Origin of the sequence: Runella sp. (assembly GCF_965279615.1) — a bacterium.
Taxonomy (GTDB): Bacteria; Bacteroidota; Bacteroidia; order Cytophagales; family Spirosomataceae; genus Runella.
On sequence record NZ_OZ257252.1, the window covers coordinates 2,820,236 to 2,844,371 of the forward strand.

The following is a 24,136-nucleotide window of genomic DNA, read 5'->3' on the forward strand; positions in this document are numbered from 1 at the left end:
ATGAAACTACTTGCTTTTACGCTCATTTCGCTTCTTTCTCTGACCGGAGTAACGGGGTATACCCAACAGGTGATTCAATTGTACGATGGCAAAGCGCCGGGTTCTGAAAACTGGACATGGAGCGAGCAGGAAAGGGTTAACAATGCTTTCAAAACGCGCACGATCTATAATGTATCGCAACCCACGTTGACGGCCTATTTGCCCAGACCCGACCTGGCGACAGGCACAGCGGTCATTGTGGCTCCGGGCGGTGCTTTTCATTTACTTTCTATCGACAGCGAAGGCATTGATGTAGCTAAATGGCTGAATTCCAAAGGTGTCGCGGCGTTTGTGCTCAAATACCGATTGGTGCGCAGTATGACCGACGACCCCGTAGCGGAATTAGGTCCCAAAATGCGGGACTTTAAAAAACTGGACGAAGAAAATGCGCCCGTGGTGGAAATGGCCGTGGCCGATGGTAAAAAAGCCATTGAATATGTACGCAGTCACGCCAAAGAGTTGGACATTCTTCCCGACAAAATCGGCCTCATGGGTTTTTCGGCAGGCGGTGCATTGACGTTGGGCGTGGGATTGAGTTATACAGCCGCCAATCGTCCCGATTTTATTGCTCCTATTTATCCTAAAACCGACATTTTCGGTGAAATAAAAGTACCTGCTGACGCACCACCGGCGTGGATCTGCGCGGCGGCTGACGACCAATTGGGGCTTGCACCGCATTCTGTCGTTTTATACAATGCCTGGATCGCGGCAAAAAAAATCGCGGAGTTGCACATGTACCAAAAAGGAGGACACGGCTTCGGAATGAGAAAACAGGGGCTCCCCACTGATATGTGGTATGAACGTTTTGGGGAATGGATGAAATTGCAGGGGTATCTAAAGAAATTGCATCCGTCAAAATTGGAACAGCTGTATTCGGAAGAACAGGTCGCCAATTTTCAGCGGAACGATTGGAGTAATTTGAGTCGATATGCCGAAGACAATAAGAAACTGCCTATTCCCAAAGCGGATGAAAACCGCGTCGTGTTTTTGGGTAACTCAATTACGCAGGGTTGGGTGAGGGTGCAACCTGAATTCTTTGCAAGCGGCAGACACATCGGTCGTGGTATCAGCGGACAAACGTCGCCCCAAAACCTGCTTCGTTTCCGTCCTGATGTGGTAAATTTAAAACCTAAAGTGGTGGTTATCAATATTGGCATTAATGATATTGCCGAAAATACGGGGCCTTATGATCCTGATTTTACGATGGGTAATATTGCTTCTATGGTTGAAATTGCCAAGGCGAACAAGATCAAAGTAGTGATCGCGTCGGTTCACCCGGCGTTTGAATTTCCGTGGCGGAAAGAAGTGACCGATGTGCCCAATAAGATCATTCAGTTTAACGAGCGATTAAAAGCCTATGCAAAAGAAAATGGCTTGGTCTACTTGGATTATCATTCGGCCATGAAAGACAGCCGCAACGGCATGAGTCCTGAAATAGCGGCCGACGGTGTCCATCCAACCTTGGCAGGGTATAAGATCATGGCACCTTTGGCCGAGAAAGCCATTGCAGAAGCGTTGAAGAAGTAATTTGTTTCGGATATTAAGGTATTTGGAATGGTCAGTCGGACGGTCTGCCGCGCGGTTGTGAGCAACCCTTCGCACAACCTAAGTGTGTATTAAAAATACTTTAAGTTATTCGCGTGTTGTTTGACCCCGGATGGGGTCACATATTTGTAGATAACGCCTTTATTTCTACAGATATATGACCCCATCCGGGGTCAAACAAATTGACTAATTTAGTGCAACTACTTAAAACCGTTATTTTTCAGTTTACAATGGCCTTTTTTAGGAGCGTCTTATTTTTTACCATCCAAATAGGCATTCAGTTCTTTGCGGGGCATGGGCAGTTTGTTGTCCGGTAAGCCGCGCAAATAATCATGGAATTCTTTATTCATTTGTGCGGTATAATCGCTGTCTATCTGACCGGTAGTCCAATCGCCTGCCTTATTACGCATGATGCCATATACGTGACGAAGGTTGCTGATCTCCGCTTCCAATACGATGCCTTCCACGAGGTAGGCGGGTAGAAAAAGGGTACCATACGGGCTTGCATACACAACATCGCCCGGTAAAACGGTAGCATCGCCGATCCTGATGGGTGCATTGATCGAAGTAAGCATTACTTCATTGATGGCCGAAGGGTGATTTCCCAATATCCACCCGTTAAAACCTTCCACTTTCTGTATTTCCTGTAAATTCCGTACAGTCCCCCAAAATACTACTCCCCGTTTTGATTTTGAGTAAATGGAGTTGGCTAATCGGTCGCCGATCAATGTTCCTTCGTTGAATTTTGCAAAACCGTCGGCAACGTAGATATCTCCATCTTTAAGCATTTCTATCGGCCATACATTCGACAGCGCTTTTTCACCATGTCCTTCCGCCAATCCTACCTTTCTGATGACATCGCCAAAATCAGGTCGTAGCGGCATGTATTGCGCCGTCACGGCCCGGCCGGTCATGATGGTATTTTTATCGGGATTGACCATCACCCAATTGCCTTGATACTGGTTGTTGAATTTATTTTTTTTTAAACCGCCCCAAGCGTGCGTCAAAACAACTTTTTTGAGTCTTTCAAGCAAATCGTCTGATACAAAGGGCCTTCCATCAGGCAGACGTTCTCCTTTCCATTGCGATGTTAAAGAGATGATGTATTCACGATCCATAGCCACCCTGTTGTATTGGGCATTTGCAGCAATGCTGTTGCAGATAAGAATGGTAAAAATGAATAAACCGGAAATAATGTGTCGCATAGTGATAGATTTAGAAACTTGTTTTATAGGATACTTATAGTGCAATACTCAATCACACCAAATTTACTGTTGTTTTGGGGTTAAAATTGAAATATTTCTTGGTATTCTACTGTTTTTGACGCAATCCTCCCGTTTTTTTGCTATTATTTTGAAAAATGAGTTGATTTTGCCAATGAATGGCTTTTTACTGAAAGTGTTAAAAGAGTGGAAGTCCCTTCTTTTTTACCCGGAAAAAGAGCCTTCTTTATATATTTAAATAAACTTACATAACCAATGATTCGCCACTCCGTCATTTTTAAGCTTAAAAGCAACATTGAGGAAGACCAAAAGAAGGCCTTTTTTGATGCAGTAGATGCATTAGCTGCCATTTCCGGTGTTCAAAATTTTGAAGTGCTAAAGCAGGTCAGTCCTAAAAATCACTATGAGTACGGGATTTCAATGGAGTTTGATACTACCGAATTATATGACTACTATTCTAATCATCCCGATCATGTCTATTTTGTGCAGCATTTTTGGTTGAATACGGTAGAGGATTTTTTGGAGATAGATTACGTACCGTTGATCTTGTGAAATAACATTGAACACAGATGACACAGATATTCTAACACAGATTTTCACGGATTTAATGCCATAATGCCATTGGAGGTGTTATCACTTCCAATCAGTTCAGGTAAAAAAATAAAGAGCCGTGTCACAACAATCTGCTTTTTATTTTTTGAACTTATATAAAAAAGGGGCTTTATTGGCTGCTCCGGTAAACTTCTTTTCCAGCCGTTCCAATACATTAAGATCCAGAATCATCTTTTGAAAATTGGTGCGGACAAACGTTTTATTAAAAATGGCTTCATACAGTTCCTGCACTTCTTTCATCGTAAATGTTTCCGGGAGCAGGTTAAAAGCGATCAATTTTTCGTCAAGGTCGCTTCGGAGCGCTTTTAGCGCTTTTTCTACAATTTGATTGTGATCCATGATCATATCAGGCAATTCGTGGATAGTATACCAGCCGATGGACTCATCGATGAAGCTTTTTTGAGGGATTACTTTAGAAATATCTACCAATGCATAGTAACCGATTGAGATAAATCGTTTGGTAAACCAGTCGTAATCTCCTTTGATTTCTTTGCCCTCCTGCTTCTCTGTTACTTTGTCAAGGTTGAGTTCTATGAGGCGATTCATGAATTCTTTACCGCTTCTATCCGCTTTGCCAAATACCCGAAATTGCTCCAAATAAATATCCCGGAGGCTTGTTCTTTCCCGCAGTATTCGTTCCGCCGCTTGGTCAACATCTTCATCTTGATAGACAAATCCGCTGGGTATTGCCCAAAAGTCACCTTTAAAATTAATTTTGGGAATCAGTACTTTGATCTGTTTGTCTTCATAGCCAAAAATGACGCAGTCAATGGATACTTGATGGATATAATTCTGTTGACTTAGATTAAGCCATCTTGATGATGCTTCAGTAGGTGGTGTGGATAATTCGTTATTCATCTTTTTGCCTTAAAATCAATTGTTAAAAAACAGTACAGATCTCGCCAAATAATTTCTGCTATCTGCAAAATTAAGGGATGCTTTTAGAAATGCTGCATGAAATGCTACCGATCACTTTAATATAGTTCTCTGAAAAAACAGGCACAATATCAATTGTACTACAAAGGTATATAATTGAATAAAATTTATTGTATAAAAAATATACAATAATAAAATATTCTTTACCTTTGTTGTATCAGTCGCATTAAAGTATTGTTATATAAACATTATCGGACTGACAATCAGATTTTTATTGGCTTGCACCTGCGCGCATTAATCCTTAATACAATGAAAAAAAAACGGTTGAATGTTTTTGTAACTTTTCTGGCCTGTTTACCTCTGTTGGCCTTTACCCAAAGTACTCCTTCAAACGAAATAAATCTGAAGCAAATGGGCTTGATCGGTAAAGTTGACGAGCGGTATCAATCATTTAATGTAGAAATGTGTGAGGTGATCGGCGGCGATTTTTGGATACCTTACGAGTTAATAGATTCGGTAAGAAAACATTCCAACCGAAAGGGAATAGATGCCCTGAAATGGAAAATTGAACCCATTGATTTGTATGAGAAAAAGTTGCGAAATCTGGCCGCTGCCTTAGGACCAACGTATGTGCGGGTAAGTGGTACATGGGCCAATGCTATCTATTTTCAAGACAATGACGAAGCTGCATTGCCCACTCCACCGGAGGGCTTTAAGAACATTCTTACCCGTAAACAGTGGAAAGGGGTGGTCGATTTCTGTAAGGCGGTAGATGGCAAATTGGTTAGTTCTTTTCCGATCAGTGACGGGATTAGAGACAAAGACGGAAACTGGACACCAAAGCACATCAAATCTATTTTGGACTATACCCGCTCCATCGGGGGAGAAATAGCGGCGGCAGAACTGTTTAATGAACCTTCACATGCTTCTCATGGCGATGCCCCCAAAGGCTACAACGGTGCGCGATTTGCGAAAGACTTTGCGGCTTTTAGGGCCTTTGCGGCTGAAGCGGCACCAAACATGAAGATCATTGGCCCGGGCTCTACGGGAGAGGGCGGCATACTTCCGTCGGGGTTAGACCTGTCGGTAGATCAGTTATTGTCTGCCACTCCAAAGCCTGTATTTGACGTATTTACATACCATTATTACGGGACGGTCTCCCAACGCTGCATGGGAGCGCAAAAACCTGCCAATGCGCTGTCGGCCGAATGGTTGAGCAAGACAGAAAAAGGGTTGGAGTTTTACCAAAACGCCAGAGATAAATACAGTCCGGGGGCACCTATCTGGAATACCGAAACTGCTGAAACCGCTTGCGGGGGAAATCCTTGGGCGGTGACCTATATTGACAGCTTTCGGTATTTAGAACAATTGGGCCGACTGGCGAAAAAAGGGGTTCAGGTAGTGATGCACAATACCCTTGCCCGCAGCGAATATGCCTTGCTGGATCATGACACGCACAATCCCAGACCTAACTACTGGGCAGCCTTGCTTTGGAATAGGTTGATGGGAACCCAAGTATATGAAGCCGGAAGCCTCGCCCCGGGCGTTGATATGTTTGCCCATAGCTTAAAAAATAAACCTGACGGCAGAACGATTCTGATTTTAAATACCAATGAAACGGAAGCTTCTGTCATCCTTCCTGCCAACGCGATCCAATACCTGCTAACGGCCGGTGAGTTGCTTACCAAAAAAGTGAAACTGAATGGGCAAGCGCTTAAACTTACTCCAAAAGATGAAGTTCCTGCCTTGGAAGGAAAGAAGGTGAAAGCGGGAAAAGTGCAGTTGCCTGCCCACAGTATCCTGTTTCTTACGTTTGAGAAGATTTAAAAGCATAAATAAAGGAATTAAGATGAAAGCAAAAACCCTGCATACCCTCATGGCTACATGGATCGTACTGTGTAGTTTGGGGCGAACTTTGGAAGTAAAAGCACAAAATAACTTACCCAATTTGAGCCGGGAACTTGCCCAAAAGTTCTCAACAAAAGATACGATTTTCAAAACGCCCTACATTGACATAGACGAATGGCGTGAGAAACCCGTCAAACATCGCTATGTGCACGGCGGTTTTAAAGGTACTGAAACGCGTTTTTCTTTCTATTTCCCAACAAAAGAAACTTACCAAGGGCGTTTCTTTCAGTATATTACTCCATTTCCCGACAACGAATTTTTATCACAGGGAGCCACGGGTGAAGATGATAAAATAGGCTTTACCATCAGTAGCGGGGCGTATTTTATTGAAACCAATGGCGGAGGAAAAGTGGATTTTTCGAAACCTTCTTTCAATTCAGACCCAACCATTGGAGCATTCAGGGCCAATGCAGCATCGGCAGCATTTTCCCGTATTGTTGCCACAACAATTTTGGGAGGAAATAGCCCTTTTGGGTATGCCTTCGGCGGAAGCGGGGGAGCCTATCGCACCATTGGCAGTATCGAAAACACCGAGGACGTATGGGACGGTGTAGTACCTTATGTACTGGGTTCGCCCATGGCCATTCCCAACGTGTTTGCCGTGAGAATGAACGCCATGCGTATTTTACACGATAAGCTTCCGCAAATCATAGATGCCTTGGATGCGGGCGGCAGTGGTGATATGTATACAGGGCTGAACGAAGAAGAAAAACAAGCCTTGCGAGAAGCTACCAAATTGGGTTTTCCGCCGCAATCATGGTTTGGTTATAAAACAATGGGAATTCATGGGTTTATCGCACTGTATCAAGGTATGCGAATGGCGGATGCGAAATTTTTTGAAGATTTTTGGAAAGTAAAAGGCTATTTGGGGGCAAATCCTACGGAGTCGCTTCTGAAAGCCCGTCTTCAAAAAGCAAGTAAAATCAAAGCGAATATTACCTCAGACGAGGCAGTGAAATTGGGACTGAAAGAGTCCGAAACTGCAGGGGAAAGAGGCTCGGCAGATTTGGCGTGGAAAAGCATGGGAGGCGTAGAGGGACAAATGCCGGTGGCTTTCCAAATTGAGGATATATTGCCCGATGTCAATTTTATGGGCGGAGATTTGGTCATCAAAACGGGTGCGGCGGCTGACAAAACCCTTCAATTGGCCGGTATCGCAGGAGATAAAGTGGTTTTTGGCCCTGTTGACTTATCGGTATTGTCAAAAATAAAGGTGGGCGATGAAGTTTTTATTGACAATTCCAACTTTTTGGCGGTGCAAACCTACCATCGTCACCAAGTGCCTGACAAAGAATATAAGGCTTGGGATCAGTTCCGTGACAGTGAGGGTAAACCGATGTATCCGCAACGCCCCATGTTGTTAGGGCCTTTGTTTACAAGAGGGGCAGCCGGGGTTTTGCCCACAGGTAAATTTAAGGGAAAAATGATTTTGCTTTGTTCATTATGGGACAGAGAGGCTTTTGCGTGGCAAGGAGATTTTTATCGTGAAAAAGTAAAAGCACATTTGGGCGATAAAACTGACGAAAATTTCAGACTCTGGTATACAGACAAAGCATTGCATGGCGATTTATCCAAACAGGAGTACGCCACCCGGACGGTTAGTTACTTGGGCGTATTGCAGCAAGCCCTGCGTGATTTGAGTGCGTGGTGCGAAAAAGGGACTACGCCACCTGCATCTACCAATTACAAAATAGAAGATAGCCAAGTCATCGTTCCGGTCGCCGCAGTCGAACGCAAAGGTATTCAGCCGGTGGTAAGCGTTACCATAAATGGAAATAAGAAAACGACTGTGAAAATTGGTCAAAAATTTGAAATGACGGCACTCGTAGAAGTGCCCTTACACACAGGCAGGGTCGTATCGGCCGAGTGGGATTTTGATGGGACAGGGACGTTTCCTGTCAAGCAAAAAGACATTGTTTTTGACGAAAAAATAGGCCGTACCACACTAAAAATGACCTACCAATTTTCAAAACCGGGAACTTATTTTCCAACGCTAAGAGTAGCTTCGCAAAGAGATGGCGATACAAAAACGCCTTTCACACGTATTCAGAATTTGGATAGAGTGCGGGTAGTGGTGAAATAAATGCTGCCAACTTATTAGAATGCATATTTTTAAATCCGTGCCAATCTTTGTTGGAACATCAGTGTCATCCGTGTGCAAAATTTTACAAACAAATGCAGGCAGTCAACAAAACAATCATAGTTACGGGTGCCGGAAGCGGCATTGGCAGAGAATTGACTTTGCAGTTATTACAAAAACAAGCCAATGTCGTAGGAGTTGATATTCATTCGAATGCCCTTGCTGAAACCCAAAAAATAGCGGGTGTTGGCGATGACCGTTTTAAAGGATTTGTAATGGATATTACCGATAACGTAAAAGTGAACGCTTTGCCCGGAGAAGTGATCAGCCATTTTGGTTCAGTAGATGGCATTATCAATAATGCAGGTATCATCCAGAAATTTGTTACCGTCAATGACCTGACCATCGAAGAGATCAACCGCGTGATGAATGTAAATTTCTATGGAACGGTCTACCTCACCAAAGCCTTTTTACCCTTTTTTTTAGAACGCCCCGAAGCACATATTGTGAATATTTCGAGCATGGGAGGATTTATACCTTTTCCGAAGCAAACCATTTACGGGGCAGCAAAAGCGGCGGTGAAAATCTTTACCGAAGGGCTTTATGCCGAACTCAAAGAGACAAATGTGCGTGTTACGGTAGTTCATCCCGGAGCCATTGCGACCAATATCACTGAAAACTCAGGTTTGGGCAAGCCTAAAATAGACCCAAACGATCCTAAAAATGCCGGTGCAGCCGCTAAAATGGCGCTTTCGCCCACAAAAGCCGCCGAAATTATCATCAGGGCAATGGAGAAAAACAAGTTTAGAGTAACAGTGGGTAAAGATGCCACGATGCTCGACATTCTTTACCGACTCAACCCCCGATTTGCCACCAATTTCATTGGAAAAATGATGAAGAAAGTGGTGATGTGATTCGAAAATTCAACGTTGTTTTTTACAGTTTCAATCATTTTAAACTTATCAAAAATCATGAAAAAATGGACGCTTTGTACCCTTCTTGCTCTCTTTTGCTTTTTGACAAACACGACTCTTTTTGCGCAAACTCAACAAAACTATTTCATTGGTAAATGGGATATGTCGGTCAAGGATTTGCCCCAAGGTGACGGCCATCATCCGTTGCTTTTTGAAATGGCAAAAGATGCTTCGGGCAAAAAAGAAATGGTAGGCTATTTGGAAAAAACGGCCGAAACTGAACAAATTAAATTGAGCTCCTTAGAATTGGAAGGCGACAAACTCACCTTTATTATTGAGGGACAAGGCCATGAGGTACAAGTTGTTTTGACCAAAAAAGACGACAATACCGCGACGGGTACATTCTACAACGGTCGATTTGAAGTAGTGGCCACGAGAAAGAAACCATAGACTCAGCGCAAGTAGCGAACTTTTATACATTTCAAACCAATCAGTTAATTTTAAAACAAACGTGGCGACGGCGTGTTGACGCACCAAACGCAAAAACAATGAAAAAAGCGAGCCTCATTCTTTTCGTAGCATTCTTCGGAATTGCACTCAAAGGTTTTTCTCAAAGCACTGCACCCGCCGATTTTTACGCCGGCAAATGGGAGATCTCCGTTTTAGGCTCTCCTCGAGGAGATATAAAATTTGTTACGAATCTTGTTCGTAAAGATGGTAAGCTAACCGGCGAGCTGGCGAATCCTGCCGATGCAACAGAGGCCAAACGCCCCATTACCAAAATTGAAGAAAGCGCCAAGAAATTGGTGATTTACTTTGAATCCTCTCAGGCCGGCGAAATATCCATTGATCTGGATAAAATAGATGATAATAACCTCAAAGGCAGCTTGATGAGCTTTGAAGCCACTGCCAAAAGGATCAAGGAATAAAAGGAATTTACACAGTTGGCAGTGCTATCATCGCCAACATTTTTTGCAGTTTCTTCACCTGCAAAGGCAAGATGTTAAATCCCGGCAATACTAAAATGAACGATCCCGGTTTTTCGGAAAAGCTTACCTTGTTATTGTTGTTAAGTACAGTTTCAAGATATAATTTAGCAAGTAGGACTCAATGGTAATTTTATTGAATCAGTGATCAGATTCAGGCAACGGTGGAAAATAGTTTCCGGTGGATGCAACATAAGAGGTTACTACCCTATCTGTTAGTTACTTACTCTTTTCCGAAAAAACCATAAACTATGAAAAACGGCTCTATTTCCTCTCTTTGGATTATTTTACTGCTCTTATTTACGTCTGAATTATCTGCCCAAAAAGATTCATTGGCAATAAAAATAGATGCTGTTTTCAAAAGATATGATCTACCAAACCGACCCGGGTGCGCTGTGGGTATCATCAGAAATGATTCTCTCATTTTTAAAAAAGGCTATGGTATGGCCAATCTGGAATACGATATTCCTATTACGCCGGCCAGTGTTTTTGACATTGCTTCGGTTTCCAAACAGTTTGCGGGCTTTGCCGTTTCTGCCTTAGTCCAGGAAGGAAAGATTGCTTTGGACGATGATATTCGCCGCTATTTACCCGATGTGCCTGATTTTGGGAAGAAGATTACCGTCAGGCATCTGCTGCATCATACCGGTGGTATAAGAGATTGGCCACAAACACTTCATGCCGCAGGATGGCGATGGGACGAGGCTTTTTCTTTTCAAGATATCATGCGAATGGTAAAGTATCAGAAAGACCTTGATTTTGAGCCCGGCTTGCGGTATTCTTATTCCAATACAGGTTATAATCTGCTGGCGGCCATTGTTGAAAAAGTCAGCGGTCAATCGTTCAGGCAATGGACAGATTCGAACATTTTTAAGCCTTTGGGCATGCATTCTTCTCATTTTATGGAAGATTATACCGAGGTGGTGAAGAATCTTGCGTATTCGTATTATCCAAGCAGCAATGGATTTAAGAAAAGCCTTAGTGCTTTAACTGCCTATGGATCAAGCTCCCTGTTTACTTCCGTAGAAGACCTGAGCAAATGGGTCATTCATTTCAATAAAGAGATTGCCGCCGGGAATCCAGTGTATTTAAGAATGCTGGAAGAAGGTGTATTAAACAACGGTGATAAGGTGCATTATGGATATGGGCTGGCCAACGGAACCGATAAAGGATTAAAAACCATTTCGCACGATGGCGGATGGGCAAGTTATCGTACTACGATTATCAACTATCCCACTGAGCATCTTTCATTGATTATACTGGGCAATGCGGGCGATTTTGATCTGACCAGAAGCATTAATGATGTGACCCGACTCTTGCTGAAATATCCAATAAAAACCGAAGATAAAAAACCGATTTCGATCAAAGACCAACCCACGGTAAAAGTAAACGCAGCCTTACTGCAAAAATATACCGGTGTTTATCAGTTGGGCCCCGGGTGGGCGGTTACGATTACGTTGGAAAACGGTCAATTAATGACGCAGGCCAATGGAGAAGCGAAGTTTCCGATGGAAACCAAATCAGATTCGACATGTTGGATCAATGCTTATGGTGCTTCCATGACCTTTGTGAAAGATAGTAAAGGCGACGTAAACCTGCTTAAATATAAAAATATCCAGGCCAAAAGAATTAATCCCCGGCAACCTGATTCCAAGCAGTTGAGCCTATACGACGGGACATATTACAGCGAAGAACTGGGTGCGGAATATGTAATTAAAAATAGTAATGGTCAACTTATGATGCAGCATTTCAGGTTAGGAGAATTCAAGCTCGAAACAGATCCGACCGGTGAAGATCAATTTAGTGGCAACATTGGTTCGATCCGGTTTTTTAAGGATAAGCAGGCAAACGTAACCGGATTTAATCTCTCAGGCGGTCGTATAAAGAACATTCGATTTGATAAAAAGAAGTAGGCGTTGGTATTTTCTTAACCGACCCGGCTGATTTCACACGTCCGTTGTTTTTCCCGGTAGCTATACTTTTTCAGTCAACACTGAAAAGAAGCGGTATATCTCTTGGTGTATTGACTTTTTCATAAAGTAGATTTAAACCGTCAATACGACCGTAAAATGGCTAATTACACGTTGAAAATCAATAACAAAAGCTACCGTGTGGATGTCGAAGAAGACACTCCCTTGCTGTGGGTACTCCGCGATCACCTTGGATTGGTGGGCACCAAGTACGGCTGCGGTATTGCCCAATGCGGCGCCTGCACCGTGCATCTGAACGGTACGGCCGTACGTTCTTGTGTGTTGCCGGTGTCGGCAATCGGTACTAAGAAAGTGACCACGATTGAAGGCCTGTCGGCCAATGGCGAGCATCCGATGCAGCAAGCTTGGTCGGAAATAGATGTGCCCCAGTGCGGGTATTGCCAAGCCGGTCAGATCATGACTGCGTCGGCATTGCTCAGTAAAAACCCTAAACCTTCGCCGTCTCAGATTGAAGATGCCATGAATGGAAATATCTGTCGTTGCGGCACATACCATCGTATCCGGGAAGCCGTTGCGCTTGCGGCTTCAAAACTTAAATAAGCAAACACCATGTCTATAAGATCAAGCAGGAGAGATTTTATAAAGGCCTCGGCCATCGCGGGAGGAGGGCTTTTCTTGAGTTTTCGATGGAGCGATTCGCTTGCCTCTTCGTTACCAGCGGTAGCAGAGGAGATTACTTTTAACAGTTACCTTTCTATTTCTCCTGATAATGTCATTACCATCTTTGCGCCTAATCCCGAAGTAGGGCAGAACATTAAAACGGCTTTCCCGATGATCGTGGCTGAAGAGTTGGATGCCGATTGGACAAAAGTAAAAGTGGTGCAGGCCAACTTGGATACGCAAAAATTCAACCGTCAGGCCACGGCAGGGAGTGGTGCCATGCAGCATTCGTGGGATCGACTGCGCAAAGCCGGTGCTACTGCCCGAATCATGTTGATGGAAGCCGCCGCAAAACGTTGGAATGTTTCACCCACTGCATTGACTACTGAAAACGGATTTGTATGGCACAAAGAAACCGGGCGAAAATTAAACTATGGCGCATTGGCCACGGAAGCAGCAACAATGACGGTGCCTGCGGAGGTAAAACTGAAAGAGAAAAAAGACTACAAGCTGATTGGAAAACCCATTCATAACGTCGACAATGCGCAGATGATTACGGGTAAACCCTTGTATGGGATGGACATTTACCGCGAAGGAATGTTGCTTGCCATGATTGAACGTCCTCCGTTTGGTACAAAAATAAAATCAGTAGACACTGCCGCTGCCAAGGCAATGCCGGGGATCGTGGATGTGGTTACGTTCAAAGACAAAGTAGCGGTTTTGGGCAAATCAACGTGGCAGGTAACCAAAGCCCGGAAGTTGCTGAAAGTGGAATACGAGCCCGACGGTGCGGTGGAAAGCACGACCGACCACGACCGTTTGATGAAACAACTGTTGGACAAAGGAGATGTAAAACCCTCACGCAAAGACGGTGATGTAGATGCCGTATTTAAAACAGCGGCAAAGGTAATCACGCGCGAATATCAAGCGCCATTTTTATCCCATGCCTGCATGGAGCCGATGAACTTCTTTGCGCATGTGCGCACGGATGGCGTTGAATTGGTTGGCCCGGCGCAACTGCCCGAAGACACAAGAAAAAATGTCGCAAAATTACTGGGTGTTGATATTGACAAAGTTACGCTTGAGATGACACGTATGGGTGGCGGTTTTGGAAGAAGACAGCGTTCTGATTATTCGATGGAAGCGGCAGAATTGTCAAGTCTGGTAAAAGCGCCTGTGAAAGTGATGTGGACCAGGGAAGACGATATGAGGGGCGGACAGTACCGACCGGCGATGCGCTATCGTTTTCAGGCGGCGTTGGATGCTGAAGGGAATTGGATCGGATATAAGATGCGTGGAGTGGGTGTCAATTCAGGCAACAGCACTCGTCCGGATCATTTTCCGGCAGGAGCCGTACCGAATTTTCTGGTGGACTCCATTGACCATAAATCACCGGTGACAACGAGTCCGTGGCGGGCGCCCTCCGAGAATTTTTTAGGATTTGCTGAGCAGTCTTTTTTTGACGAAATAGCCACCGCTGCCAATCGCGATCCCATCGAATACCGATTGGCATATCTTGACAAAGCAAAAAAATCGCCCGTAGGAGCCGTAAAGTATGATATTGAGCGCATGAAGGGTGTAATTACATTAGTGGCAGAAAAGTCGGGTTGGGGTAAGAATAAAAAGACATTTCAAGGCTTCAGTGCCTATTTTTCGCATGGTTCCTATATCGCGCAAGTAGCCGAGATAGAAATGAAAAACGGCAATGCGGTGTTGCGAAAAATGTATGCAGCGGTAGATTGTGGGGTGGTTGTAAACCTAAGCGGCGCGTACCAACAGGTAAAAGGTGGAATCATTGATGGTTTAGGACACGCGCTGTATGGCGAAGTAACCCTCAAAGACGGTGTGCCCGATCAAAAAAACTTTGATACCTATCGCTTGATCCGGATGAAGGAGGTACCGGAGGTAGAGGTTTATTTTATAGACAGCGCCATAAATCCAACGGGTTTGGGAGAACCTGCCCTTCCGCCGGCCGCAGCGGCTCTGGCAAATGCTTTCTTTAAAGCAACGGGAAAACGACTCTATAATCAGCCTTTCTCCAAAGAGGAAGCAATGAAAGGCGTGAACTTGAATCAAAGCAGTTAGAGAGTGCCGATTGCAAATCGGCAACAGGAAGCGTCCGAATTACAAATTCGGACGAGCGAGTGCCGGTCCGGATTTGTAATCCGGACCTAAACTGTATCGGATTTATAATCCGAATACACTCAAAACAAACTTGTCCTACTTCTGCCAAAGTTGCGGGGTCGCACGTGCGATGTTTTTCACCACTTCAAAATACTTAGCCCAATCTTTTCCCCAACACTTCCCTGAAAGAGCTCCCTATCGGCAATAATTTCCCGTTTATCGAAACATTTTCTTTATCAATAAACTCAATTTTGTTGAGGTTGATGATGATGGATTTATGAATTTGAATAAAATATTCGGGGAGTACTGCTAAAGCTTCGTTGATGGATTCTCTGGCCAATATGGTTTTATTCGCCAATTGATATTCCATGTAATTGCCGCTTTTTTCGAGATAAAAAATATCACCGGCAGACGTTCTGTATTGTTTGGTGCCGCTTTTTATCATCAATATACTTTTGTTATTTTCCGGGGCTTCCGGTCTGTTTTGCAGCAATTTTCCTATTGTTTTTGAAAATCGTTCCAAACTGATGGGCTTCAATAAATAATCAACGGCTTCTACATCATAACTTTCTACGGCGTATTCAGGATAGGCAGTAGTGAAGATGATCTTAGTATTTTTATTAACCATTTTGGAAAGCGAAATGCCCGACAAATGCGGCATATTGATATCCAGAAACAATAGATCGACCGGGTCTTTGCTCATAAATTGGAAAGCTTTGATCCCGTTTCTAAACGTACCGACCAATTCAATGACGCTGAAATGACTCAGGTAACTCTGAATTAGTTCAATAGCTTTGGGTTCATCGTCTACTATAATTGCCTTCATTTGTCGTTTTTATGTCTCCCCTTACAGGGGGAGATTTAGTGGGGGTTATTTACAAGTCTTCTCAAAACTACAAATTAACCCTTCTTCTACTGTAGAACCGGTATGAAATTGCCGTTTTTTGGTATGAATCCCGATAAAATTTTCTTTTGTCAAATTAGTTGCTTTTGAGAGCCTAATCTATGCATTTCATACCTTTTGAAAGAAAATAGGGTTAAAGAATCGTTGTTTTAAAGCTTCATTTATTAAAAGCAAAAGGCATGATAAACCTCAACAAAATCAATAAGATTTATGATGGATTGGCAGGAAAAGTCCACGCGTTGAAAGACGTTACGCTTCAAATCGAACACGGAGAAAGCACCGTGATCATCGGTAAATCAGGCAGTGGAAAATCTACTTTACTCAATATTTTGTCGGGAATTGATCGCCCGCAGTCGGGCGAATTGACCATCAACGGTGAAAATCTGTTGGCGCTCAACGAAAACCAATTGGCAAAATGGCGTGGTAAAAATGTAGGCATCGTTTTTCAATTTTATCAATTGCTGCCCACACTCTCGGCAATGGATAATATTGTTTTTGCGATGGATATGGTCAACAGCATTCCTAAAAAAGACCGAAAACAACGCGCTCTTTCCCTATTGGCAGAGGTAGAATTGGCCGAAAAAGCCCATAAATTCCCCAATGAGTTGTCGGGCGGGGAAGTGCAACGAGTAGCCATTGCCCGGGCGTTGGCCAATGATCCGCCGATCATCATTGCTGATGAACCTACGGGCAATTTGGACAGCAAAACGGGCGAACAAATCTATTCGTTGTTTCAACGCCTGAAAGAAAAAGGTAAAAACCTGATCATCGTAACGCACGAAGACATTTCAAAGCGAAAATTTGACCATGTCATTACCATTCAGGACGGGATTCTCAATAATTTCAAAGCAACTGTATGAAAAACATCGTTCTATTTCTGATAAAAAGCTTTTGGCTGACCAAAGGAAAATTGTTTTTGTGTCTTATTTCGGCCCTTATTTCTGCCCTTGGCATCAGCAGTGTTATTTACAGTTTTGAAATGACGGAAAGGGATTTCAAAGAGAATTTTGCAAAAACCAATCCCGTCGATATTGTCCTGCATTTGGACGGTGTCACCAACGATTTGCTTACTGATTTGAAGCAAAACAAAAATGTAGCCGCGTTGGAAAGAAGAGAAACTCTTTCAGGAAAAATCAAAAACAACTCAGGCAATTGGATGTTTTTGACGCTCTACGGTGTGGAAGACATCGAAAAGCCTCGTATCAGCACTTTTGACATTCAGGAGAAAAAAGCCACTTCGGGAAATTGGTTATTTATTGAAAAAAGCTGCGCCCAATTTGTCAACGACATTGGAGAGAAACTGGAGATTCAACTGTCAGGCCATCAATCGGTTACGTTTCTGAATACGGGCAAGGTACACGATGCGGGCCTGCCTCCCGGAACGATGGAACAAGCCGTTTATGGCTATACATCACTCAAGAATTTGGACAGTTTGGTACAGTTTAGCGAGCAACGTTTTCTGGTAAAAGTAAAACCGCAGAGCCTCACCAAAGCCGGCTTGCAGCGCATCGGAAAAGAGTTGGCAGCATTGGTCAAAAACAAGGGTGGTGTGGTAAAAGCGCTGCTTATTCCGCCGCCGGGAGAGCACCCGCATCAAAACATTGTGAATGGTATTTCCTTTCTATTGAAAATATTCGGGTTTATCATTTCTATTTTGGGCATTATTCTGCTTTCCCTCATTTTGATTACGTGGCTTCATCCGCAAATTTCCAATATCGGCATTATCAAAACGTTAGGCGGCTCTACCCAAGCCATTCTGTTGAGCTACTTTACGGTGCTTTTGATCATCATTGGCACTGGCTTGGTGATCGGTTTGCCGTTGGGTTACAAAGTGGGGCAATTGTACAGCGGAATGATTGCCAAGATTCAAAATTTCACACCTGTCAAAACAATGTTACCGCTGAAAATGCACTTGTTAGCTGTGGCTGTCTCGTTTGTTTTGCCGTTTTTAGTGGCGGCTATTCCTTTGGTGAATGCTTCAAGAATGACGGTTCAAAATGCGTTGAGTCAGGTTTTTCACATTCCCAATCGAGCCTTATTTAAAATTACTCAGTCGATTTTGCCGGCCGTTTCGCTCAAATACGGAATCAATAATTTGTTTAGGAGCAGTGTGCGCACGGTGCTTATTTCGTTATTATTGATCATTGGTTTTGGCTTATTTATTACGGGAGCCAATTTGAAATATTCCATCAAAGAAGACTTTGACAGCCTTAATAAAAACGCCTATTATAACATAAATGTATTTTTAAAAGACACACTTCAGGGCGATTTGGCTTTTGTAGAAAAACTCCCGTTCGTAGAAGCGGTTTCTTACATTTCAAGAACAAGCGGATCTTTCCGATTGCAGGGGCAAGCCTTTCCCGAAAACAGCGGGTTAAAACTACTTCCACCCGATTATGTGCTGGCAAACTCCCTGTTGATTTCAGGAAAAGTGAAAAAAGACTGCCACAACTGTGTTTATATTTCCATGAAATACCAATCCGATTTTAAGAATACAGCCTTGGGAGATACCATTTTGTTCAATGCAAATGGAGAAGAAAAGGCGTATATCTTTTCGGGAGTAGTAAAAGATATTGGCACCGGTTCTCCTTCTCTTTACAAATTTAATGATGTAAAAAATAGAACATATAGAGAGTTGGCAGTTAAAGTAAAAGACGGTTTTTCGCTCGAAATGGCAAAAGAAAAAATAGATACGGTGTGTTTGAAAAATAAGGTAGAAGTAAGGGCGATGTCAGACGCAACTACCCGAAGAATTGCGCTGGAAAATCATTTGGAACCTACTATGAAAATCATCGCGGCCACGAGCATTTTTACCATACTCGTAGGATTAATAGGAATGCTGATTGCCATCAGTCTTTCGTTGCAGGAACGTATTCGGGAAACGGGCATTATGAAGGCGTTGGGCGGAACCGCAAGTAATATTTCAAAGCTTATTTTGGTTGAATATGGCGCGGTATCAGTTGTTTCTATCGCTTTTGGCGTTGTTCTTTCTTTGGTTCTTACGTCAGTTTGGGGAAACATTTTGGGGACGTTGATTTTAGGCTCACCCATTGTGGCATTGATCAATGTACCTTATCTCATTATCTCCATCCTTCTGCTTTTATTGATTCTGACTTCAATCATTTGGTTGTATAGTTACACCAAAGTGAAACAGAGTTCGAATGCGCTTTTGAACCAGGTGTTTTGAAGAACCCCACCTAAATCCTCCCCTGTCGGGAGGACTTTATTTAGTTGCCAGTCCATTAAAGTCTCCCCTGTATGGGAGATTTAGTGGGGTTTTATACCGAGGTTGTTATCCGGTAAAGTCCTCCCGACAGGGGAGGATTTAGGAGGGGTTTTCTACTTCAATTTCTAACAAAACTTCAAAGTTTCCGTTCCGATTTATTTCCAAATGGTGCCGATGAGGATACACCAAATTCAATCGCTTTTTGGAAGATTCGATTCCCATGCCGCTGCCTTTCAATTGCTGCATGGTTTCGTGGATTTGGTTGATGCAGCTAAATTTGATTTTTTGGTCATCTGTCAAATCAAAAACGACTTTGATATTAGATATTTTTTCGGGTTCAACGCCGTATTTGAACGCATTTTCAATGAAGGGAATAAAAATGGCGGGTTCGATCAACAGCATTTCGTTGTTTCCGAGCACCTGTAATTGAAAATCCAATTCTTCTTTTTCAAACCGCAATGCGTGTAATTCAGCAAAGTTTTGGATAAATTCTATTTCCTTCCGAATGGGGATTTTTTCATCGGCCGTGTCTACTACCACGTACCGTAATAATCCCGATAGACGCTCAAAAGCCGTTGCCAACGCAGGGTTTTCTTTCTGATTGACCATTGAAAGCAGATTGTTCAACACATTAAATAGAAAATGTGGATGCAACTGTGAGCGGAGAAGATTCAGTTCTGCCTGCGTTTTCTCCAGTTCCAATTTTTGATTTTTGCTTTCCGTAATGATCCAAATTTTACCGGTGGCATACGTAATGGAAGCCGTAAAATAGAAAATAATAATACCGCTGCTTAAGAGCAATGACACCGATTTTTGATGGATGCCGAAGATATGATGTTGGAAAATGTTGAAAGCAAAATTGGCAGCCACGAAAAGCAGCAATGATTTTAGAATAATGTTGCCCATTTTTTTGCCGCGCATCAAGCCCAAAACAAGGGTGAAATTAGCATAAAACAGCACACAGGAAATGCCGATCAGCGCCAGTAATTTTATAAAAATGGCCTCATTTCGGGTAGTGACGAACGTGTCATGGCCATTGATGGTTTGTACGGCGATCGTATGAGTCGTATAATGAGTGATAATAATAAGACCCGTAACGATCCAAAATGCACTGTTGCCCGCTATTTCTATTCCTTTTTTTGACATACTTCAAAGCTACTGAAAATAGGTTTTGGATGGATTGATTTGGTACGGAAGCCGTTGTTTATGGTATGAAATGCGTCAAACAGCGCCTTTTCTTATGTGCCAGGATGTTTGCTTTAATTGTGAGCCTATTCCTGTAACCAATGATTGTATTTTATATTGTACCACTTTGAGACAATAACGTGATTGTACAGGACAGGGATAGTATAAAACGATTATAATTTTGAACTTACAAAAGAATCCGGATTCGCTATACTTGTATTCTGCTTCTGAAAAAATCAAAATTATATGAAGAAAATTGTCATTGCTTCCCTCCTCTTGTTATTCCTTATCGGCAATGCGTTTGCCGGTGTTGTCATTGAAAATTTAAAAGTGGATCAACAGGAAAAACCGTTGGGAATAGATATTTCCAATCCGCATTTCAGTTGGCAAATGAAGGCATTGGACGCCAAAAGAGGGTATTCTCAAAAAGCCTATCAAATTGTGGTGACCGATGCGGGTAATCAGATCGTATGGGATTCTAAAAAAGTAAATTCAGACCTTTCCAATGGCATCGAATATGCCGGAACTCCTTTGAAAGCCACCACGCGCTATACGTGGAAAGTGACAGTTTGGGACAATTCTAACGCAACAGTCTCAACTAGTTCGTGGTTTGAAACGGGCCTGATGAATCCCGACATTTCGGCGTGGTCGGGGGCCAAGCAAGACGTTGCCCGATGGATTGGCGGAGGTGATGAGGATCTGGTTTTCTATTCGCATTATTTATCGGTGTTTAAATTTGAATACGGTCTTCAGTTGGATAAGGCTTCAAATTCGACCAAAGCGGCGTTTGTTTTTGGTGGAAATGACAAACGCCTGATGAAGAAAGATTTAAATTTGTTGAACGTAGAAAACGCTCAAAATCAAAGTTATATCGCGTTTGAATTGGACATTTCAGGCGTGAGCGATTCACCCGAAGGATTGGCAAAACTCCATATATTTCGAGTAGGTTATACACCGAATGATAAAGCCGATGTACCTTTCAAAAGCCTTGAAATTCCGCAAAAACTCATCAACAATGCCAATAAATACGAAAAGCATAAAGTAGTTGTAGAATGCAATTTCGGTCTGTTTGAGATTTTCGTTGATGGAAATACCAATGACAATAAACTGAAAGAAAAAACCGCCGGGCCATCGTCTGCTTTTGCTGCACGGGGCTTTAACCTAAACCCCGTGGGAAGTGGAAATAACTTCATTAGTTTTCCGATGTTGGCAGATATTGGCTTTCGGGTTGGGGATAATCAAACAGCACATTTCTCGGAAGTTGTTATCAGGAATTATCGTTTCCCTTCCAATGCCTTGTTCACTGAAAAACTTAATGCGGCTTCTTATACGGGTATTTTCAAATCCGCTAATCTGACAGTTGAAAATGGCGCGTATAAGATCAAAGGCAGTACCCTGATTTTGGCCGACCCAAGCAAAAACGCCGCGCCCATGCTCAGAACCACTTTTGCAACACAGGCAAAGCCCATCAAAAACGCTCGTTTGTACGTAACGGCGCGGGGAATTTACGAAATGTACCTGAATGGAAAACGCGTGAGCAATGATTACTTCAACCCGGGCCTGACGCAGTACAACAAAAACCACATGTACCAAACGTATGATGTGACAAGTGCTTTAAAACAGGGAGAAAAAAATGCCGTTGGCGCTTGGTTGAGCGAAGGTTGGTGGAGTGGAAATATTACGTTCAGTGGTGAAAGTTGGAATTACTTCGGCGACCGTCAATCGCTATTGAGCAAATTGGTGATTACGTATGCCGATGGTTCTGAGCAGCTTATCACCTCAAATCCTACAGATTGGAAGTTCTTTAACGATGGCCCGATTCGCTACGGAAGTTTTTTTCAGGGAGAAGTGTATGATGCCCGTAAAGAAGCTTTGGTAAAAGATTGGTCGTTGGCTTCCTACAATGATAAAGGTTGGAAATCGGCCGTAGAAGTACCTTTGGAAGGTACAGCCTATAGCGGGACTTTTACTGATTTTATGGGCAGAAAGTCTTCGTTGGAGTATAAAGATTTCAAACTAATTGGGCAAATGGGCGATAATGCAAGCATCGTCAAAACGCTGACTGCCCGCAGTGTAGAAGAGGTTCGCCCCAAAGTTTTTGTCTATGATATGGGGCAAAACATGGTAGGTGTGCCGCAAATTCAGATAAAAAACGGTAAAAAAGGACAGGAGATCATCCTGCGTTATGCCGAAGTAAAATACCCGAAATTGCCTGATTACAAAGGCAATGAAGGAATGGTGATGATGGAAAACATCCGTGCGGCGCTCACACAAGACACTTATATTCTGAAAGGCGGCGATGAAACCATTCAACCTCGTTTCACTTTTCACGGGTATCGTTATGTAGAAATTACGGGCATTGACCAAGCCGTTGCGGCAACCGATGTAAAAGGCTTGGTCATCAGTTCGATAAACAGCCTCTCGTCAAGTTATGAAACCTCCAATGAGTTGGTTAATAAACTTTGGCAAAACATTACGTGGTCGCTTCGCAGTAATTTTCTTTCCATCCCCACCGATACACCGGCTCGCAATGAGCGTATGGGTTGGAGCGGTGATATTTCGGTGTTCTCACGCAGCGCCACTTACCTGACCAACGCCGATCTGTTTCTGAGAAGACACCTCTTGGCGATGCGCGATGTGCAGGCCGAAAGCGGTCGCTTTACCGACGTGGCCCCAATGGGCGGCGGTTTTGGCGGCACCCTTTGGGGAAGTGCGGGCATCGTGGTAGCGTGGGAAACGTATCAGCAATACGGCGATGTACAATTGCTGAAAGAGCATTACGACGCCATGAAGAAGTATGTACAATTTTTGGAAACAAAAGTTGACAAAACAAATGGCATTCTGAATGAAGGCCCGTTGGGTGATTGGTTAAGTCCTGAAAATGGCAAAAATGATAATACGCAATTTTGGATGTCGTATTATGCATACGATTTGGATATAATGAGCAAAGTAGCGTCCGTTCTGAATAAAACCGAAGATGCCACTGCTTTCAAAACAAGGCGTGATGAAATTAAGAAGGTTTTTAATGAAATTTATGTGGATAAAACCTCCCACAGGACTATTAAATCGGGGGTAAAAGCGGCGCGTATGGGCCCTCCCGGACAACAACAGGCTGAACAAAAATCGGATAAAGGACAGTTGGTGGATACGCAGGCTTCTTACGCCATTTCGTTGGCATTGGGGATGTTCAATGAAGAAAATAAGCCGTTCGCTGTCAAGTATTTAAACGAAGCCATTCAACGAAAAAACAAAGACGATGAAGGCATCGAACGCCCAGAATATTCGTTGATGACAGGCTTCATCGGCACGGCGTCTATCTCCGAAGCGCTTTCTGAAAATGGCAATCACGACATGGCCTACCGACTGTTGCAGCAACGCAATTATCCTTCGTGGCTGTATTCGGTGGTCAACGGAGCTACTTCGATTTGGGAACGTCTCAATTCATACACCGTAGAAAATGGATTTGGCGGCAACAACAGCATGAATTCCTTCAACCACTATTCGTTTGGGGCGGTGGCGTCGTGGATGTATAATTACTCGTTAGGTATTCAGCGAAGTCCCGAAAGTGTGGCTTTCAAACAAATTATCCTAAAGCCAACGCCCGACCCTGACAAAGTAATGACTTGGGCAAAAGGTTATTATGATTCTGTCTATGGTAAGATAAATAGTGAATGGAAATGGGAAAACGGAAAATGGACGTACAAAACCACCGTTCCGCCCAATACGTCGGCTACACTTTATTTACCTGCCAAAAGTGTCAGCCAAATCACTGAAAGCGGCAAAAGTATTGCCCAATGGAAAGGCATTAAACAGGAGAATGGAAATATTGTACTTCCACTGGTTTCAGGCGAATATTCATTTGAGATAAAAGAATAATTTTTTGCTTGTCGGAAAAACCTATAAGGTCTGTTTGTGACGATAAA

Annotated in this window: 17 protein-coding genes; 13 read left to right on the forward strand and 4 right to left on the reverse strand. The window is 43.2% G+C overall.

The genetic code is table 11. From position 1 onward, the window contains the following. A complete protein-coding gene (locus ACQY73_RS12120; protein ID WP_428666069.1) occupies window positions 1–1,566 on the forward strand; it encodes a GDSL-type esterase/lipase family protein in 1,566 nt (521 codons plus the stop codon). A gap of 269 nt (window positions 1,567–1,835) precedes the next feature. Here ACQY73_RS12120 and ACQY73_RS12125 read toward each other — a convergent pair whose 3' ends face one another. After that, on the reverse strand, window positions 1,836–2,789 hold the full coding sequence (locus tag ACQY73_RS12125; RefSeq protein ID WP_428666072.1) for an RraA family protein: 954 nt from the start codon (window positions 2,787–2,789) through the stop codon (window positions 1,836–1,838). Window positions 2,790–3,062: 273 nt separating this feature from the next. On the opposite strand from ACQY73_RS12125, the gene ACQY73_RS12130 reads away from it, so the two are divergent. Next, on the forward strand, window positions 3,063–3,359 hold the full coding sequence (locus ACQY73_RS12130) for a Dabb family protein (RefSeq protein ID WP_428666075.1): 297 nt from the start codon (window positions 3,063–3,065) through the stop codon (window positions 3,357–3,359). Window positions 3,360–3,497: 138 nt separating this feature from the next. Here ACQY73_RS12130 and ACQY73_RS12135 read toward each other — a convergent pair whose 3' ends face one another. Next, window positions 3,498–4,277, reverse strand: a complete 780-nt coding sequence (locus ACQY73_RS12135) for an NUDIX hydrolase (protein WP_428666078.1) — start codon at window positions 4,275–4,277, stop codon at window positions 3,498–3,500. Between the two features lie 327 nt (window positions 4,278–4,604). Between ACQY73_RS12135 and ACQY73_RS12140 the strand changes: the two genes are divergently transcribed. From ACQY73_RS12140 to ACQY73_RS12175, 8 genes are all read left to right on the forward strand, one after another. Beyond that, complete coding sequence (locus ACQY73_RS12140; protein ID WP_428666081.1) at window positions 4,605–6,122, forward strand: hypothetical protein; 1,518 nt, start codon at window positions 4,605–4,607, stop codon at window positions 6,120–6,122. A 22-nt stretch (window positions 6,123–6,144) separates the two neighbouring features. Then, window positions 6,145–8,286: a hypothetical protein gene (locus ACQY73_RS12145; RefSeq protein ID WP_428666084.1), complete on the forward strand. Its 2,142-nt coding sequence runs from the start codon at window positions 6,145–6,147 to the stop codon at window positions 8,284–8,286. Between the two features lie 92 nt (window positions 8,287–8,378). Then, complete coding sequence (locus ACQY73_RS12150) at window positions 8,379–9,197, forward strand: SDR family NAD(P)-dependent oxidoreductase (protein WP_428666086.1); 819 nt, start codon at window positions 8,379–8,381, stop codon at window positions 9,195–9,197. 57 nt (window positions 9,198–9,254) lie between these two features. Beyond that, a complete protein-coding gene (locus tag ACQY73_RS12155; protein ID WP_428666089.1) occupies window positions 9,255–9,647 on the forward strand; it encodes a hypothetical protein in 393 nt (130 codons plus the stop codon). Window positions 9,648–9,745: 98 nt separating this feature from the next. Next, the gene (locus ACQY73_RS12160; protein ID WP_428666092.1) at window positions 9,746–10,126 is read left to right on the forward strand and encodes a hypothetical protein; all 381 of its coding nucleotides are present in this window, start codon (window positions 9,746–9,748) and stop codon (window positions 10,124–10,126) included. 308 nt (window positions 10,127–10,434) lie between these two features. Beyond that, window positions 10,435–12,096, forward strand: a complete 1,662-nt coding sequence (locus tag ACQY73_RS12165) for a serine hydrolase domain-containing protein (RefSeq protein WP_428666094.1) — start codon at window positions 10,435–10,437, stop codon at window positions 12,094–12,096. Between the two features lie 156 nt (window positions 12,097–12,252). Next, a complete protein-coding gene (locus tag ACQY73_RS12170) occupies window positions 12,253–12,714 on the forward strand; it encodes a (2Fe-2S)-binding protein (protein WP_428666096.1) in 462 nt (153 codons plus the stop codon). Window positions 12,715–12,723: 9 nt separating this feature from the next. After that, complete coding sequence (locus ACQY73_RS12175) at window positions 12,724–14,859, forward strand: molybdopterin cofactor-binding domain-containing protein (RefSeq protein ID WP_428666098.1); 2,136 nt, start codon at window positions 12,724–12,726, stop codon at window positions 14,857–14,859. A 193-nt stretch (window positions 14,860–15,052) separates the two neighbouring features. Here the strand turns inward: ACQY73_RS12175 and ACQY73_RS12180 are convergent, their stop codons facing one another. Next, window positions 15,053–15,724, reverse strand: a complete 672-nt coding sequence (locus ACQY73_RS12180; RefSeq protein WP_428666101.1) for a LytR/AlgR family response regulator transcription factor — start codon at window positions 15,722–15,724, stop codon at window positions 15,053–15,055. A gap of 257 nt (window positions 15,725–15,981) precedes the next feature. On the opposite strand from ACQY73_RS12180, the gene ACQY73_RS12185 reads away from it, so the two are divergent. Together ACQY73_RS12185 and ACQY73_RS12190 are read left to right on the forward strand one after the other, a co-directional pair. Next, entirely contained in the window at window positions 15,982–16,662 is a 681-nt protein-coding gene (locus tag ACQY73_RS12185; RefSeq protein WP_428666103.1) for an ABC transporter ATP-binding protein, read from the forward strand. Next, a complete protein-coding gene (locus tag ACQY73_RS12190; RefSeq protein WP_428666106.1) occupies window positions 16,659–18,989 on the forward strand; it encodes an FtsX-like permease family protein in 2,331 nt (776 codons plus the stop codon). The genes ACQY73_RS12185 and ACQY73_RS12190 overlap by 4 nt, the downstream gene beginning before the upstream one ends. A 138-nt stretch (window positions 18,990–19,127) precedes the next feature. On the opposite strand, the gene ACQY73_RS12195 is transcribed toward ACQY73_RS12190, so the two are convergent. Continuing rightward, window positions 19,128–20,174 carry a sensor histidine kinase gene (locus ACQY73_RS12195; RefSeq protein WP_428666108.1) on the reverse strand — a complete coding sequence of 349 codons (1,047 nt, stop codon included), beginning with the start codon at window positions 20,172–20,174 and terminating at the stop codon, window positions 19,128–19,130. A 285-nt stretch (window positions 20,175–20,459) separates the two neighbouring features. Here ACQY73_RS12195 and ACQY73_RS12200 point away from each other — a divergent pair, with 285 nt between their 5' ends. Next, a complete protein-coding gene (locus ACQY73_RS12200) occupies window positions 20,460–24,089 on the forward strand; it encodes a family 78 glycoside hydrolase catalytic domain (RefSeq protein WP_428666111.1) in 3,630 nt (1,209 codons plus the stop codon). Window positions 24,090–24,136 lie beyond the last annotated feature (47 nt).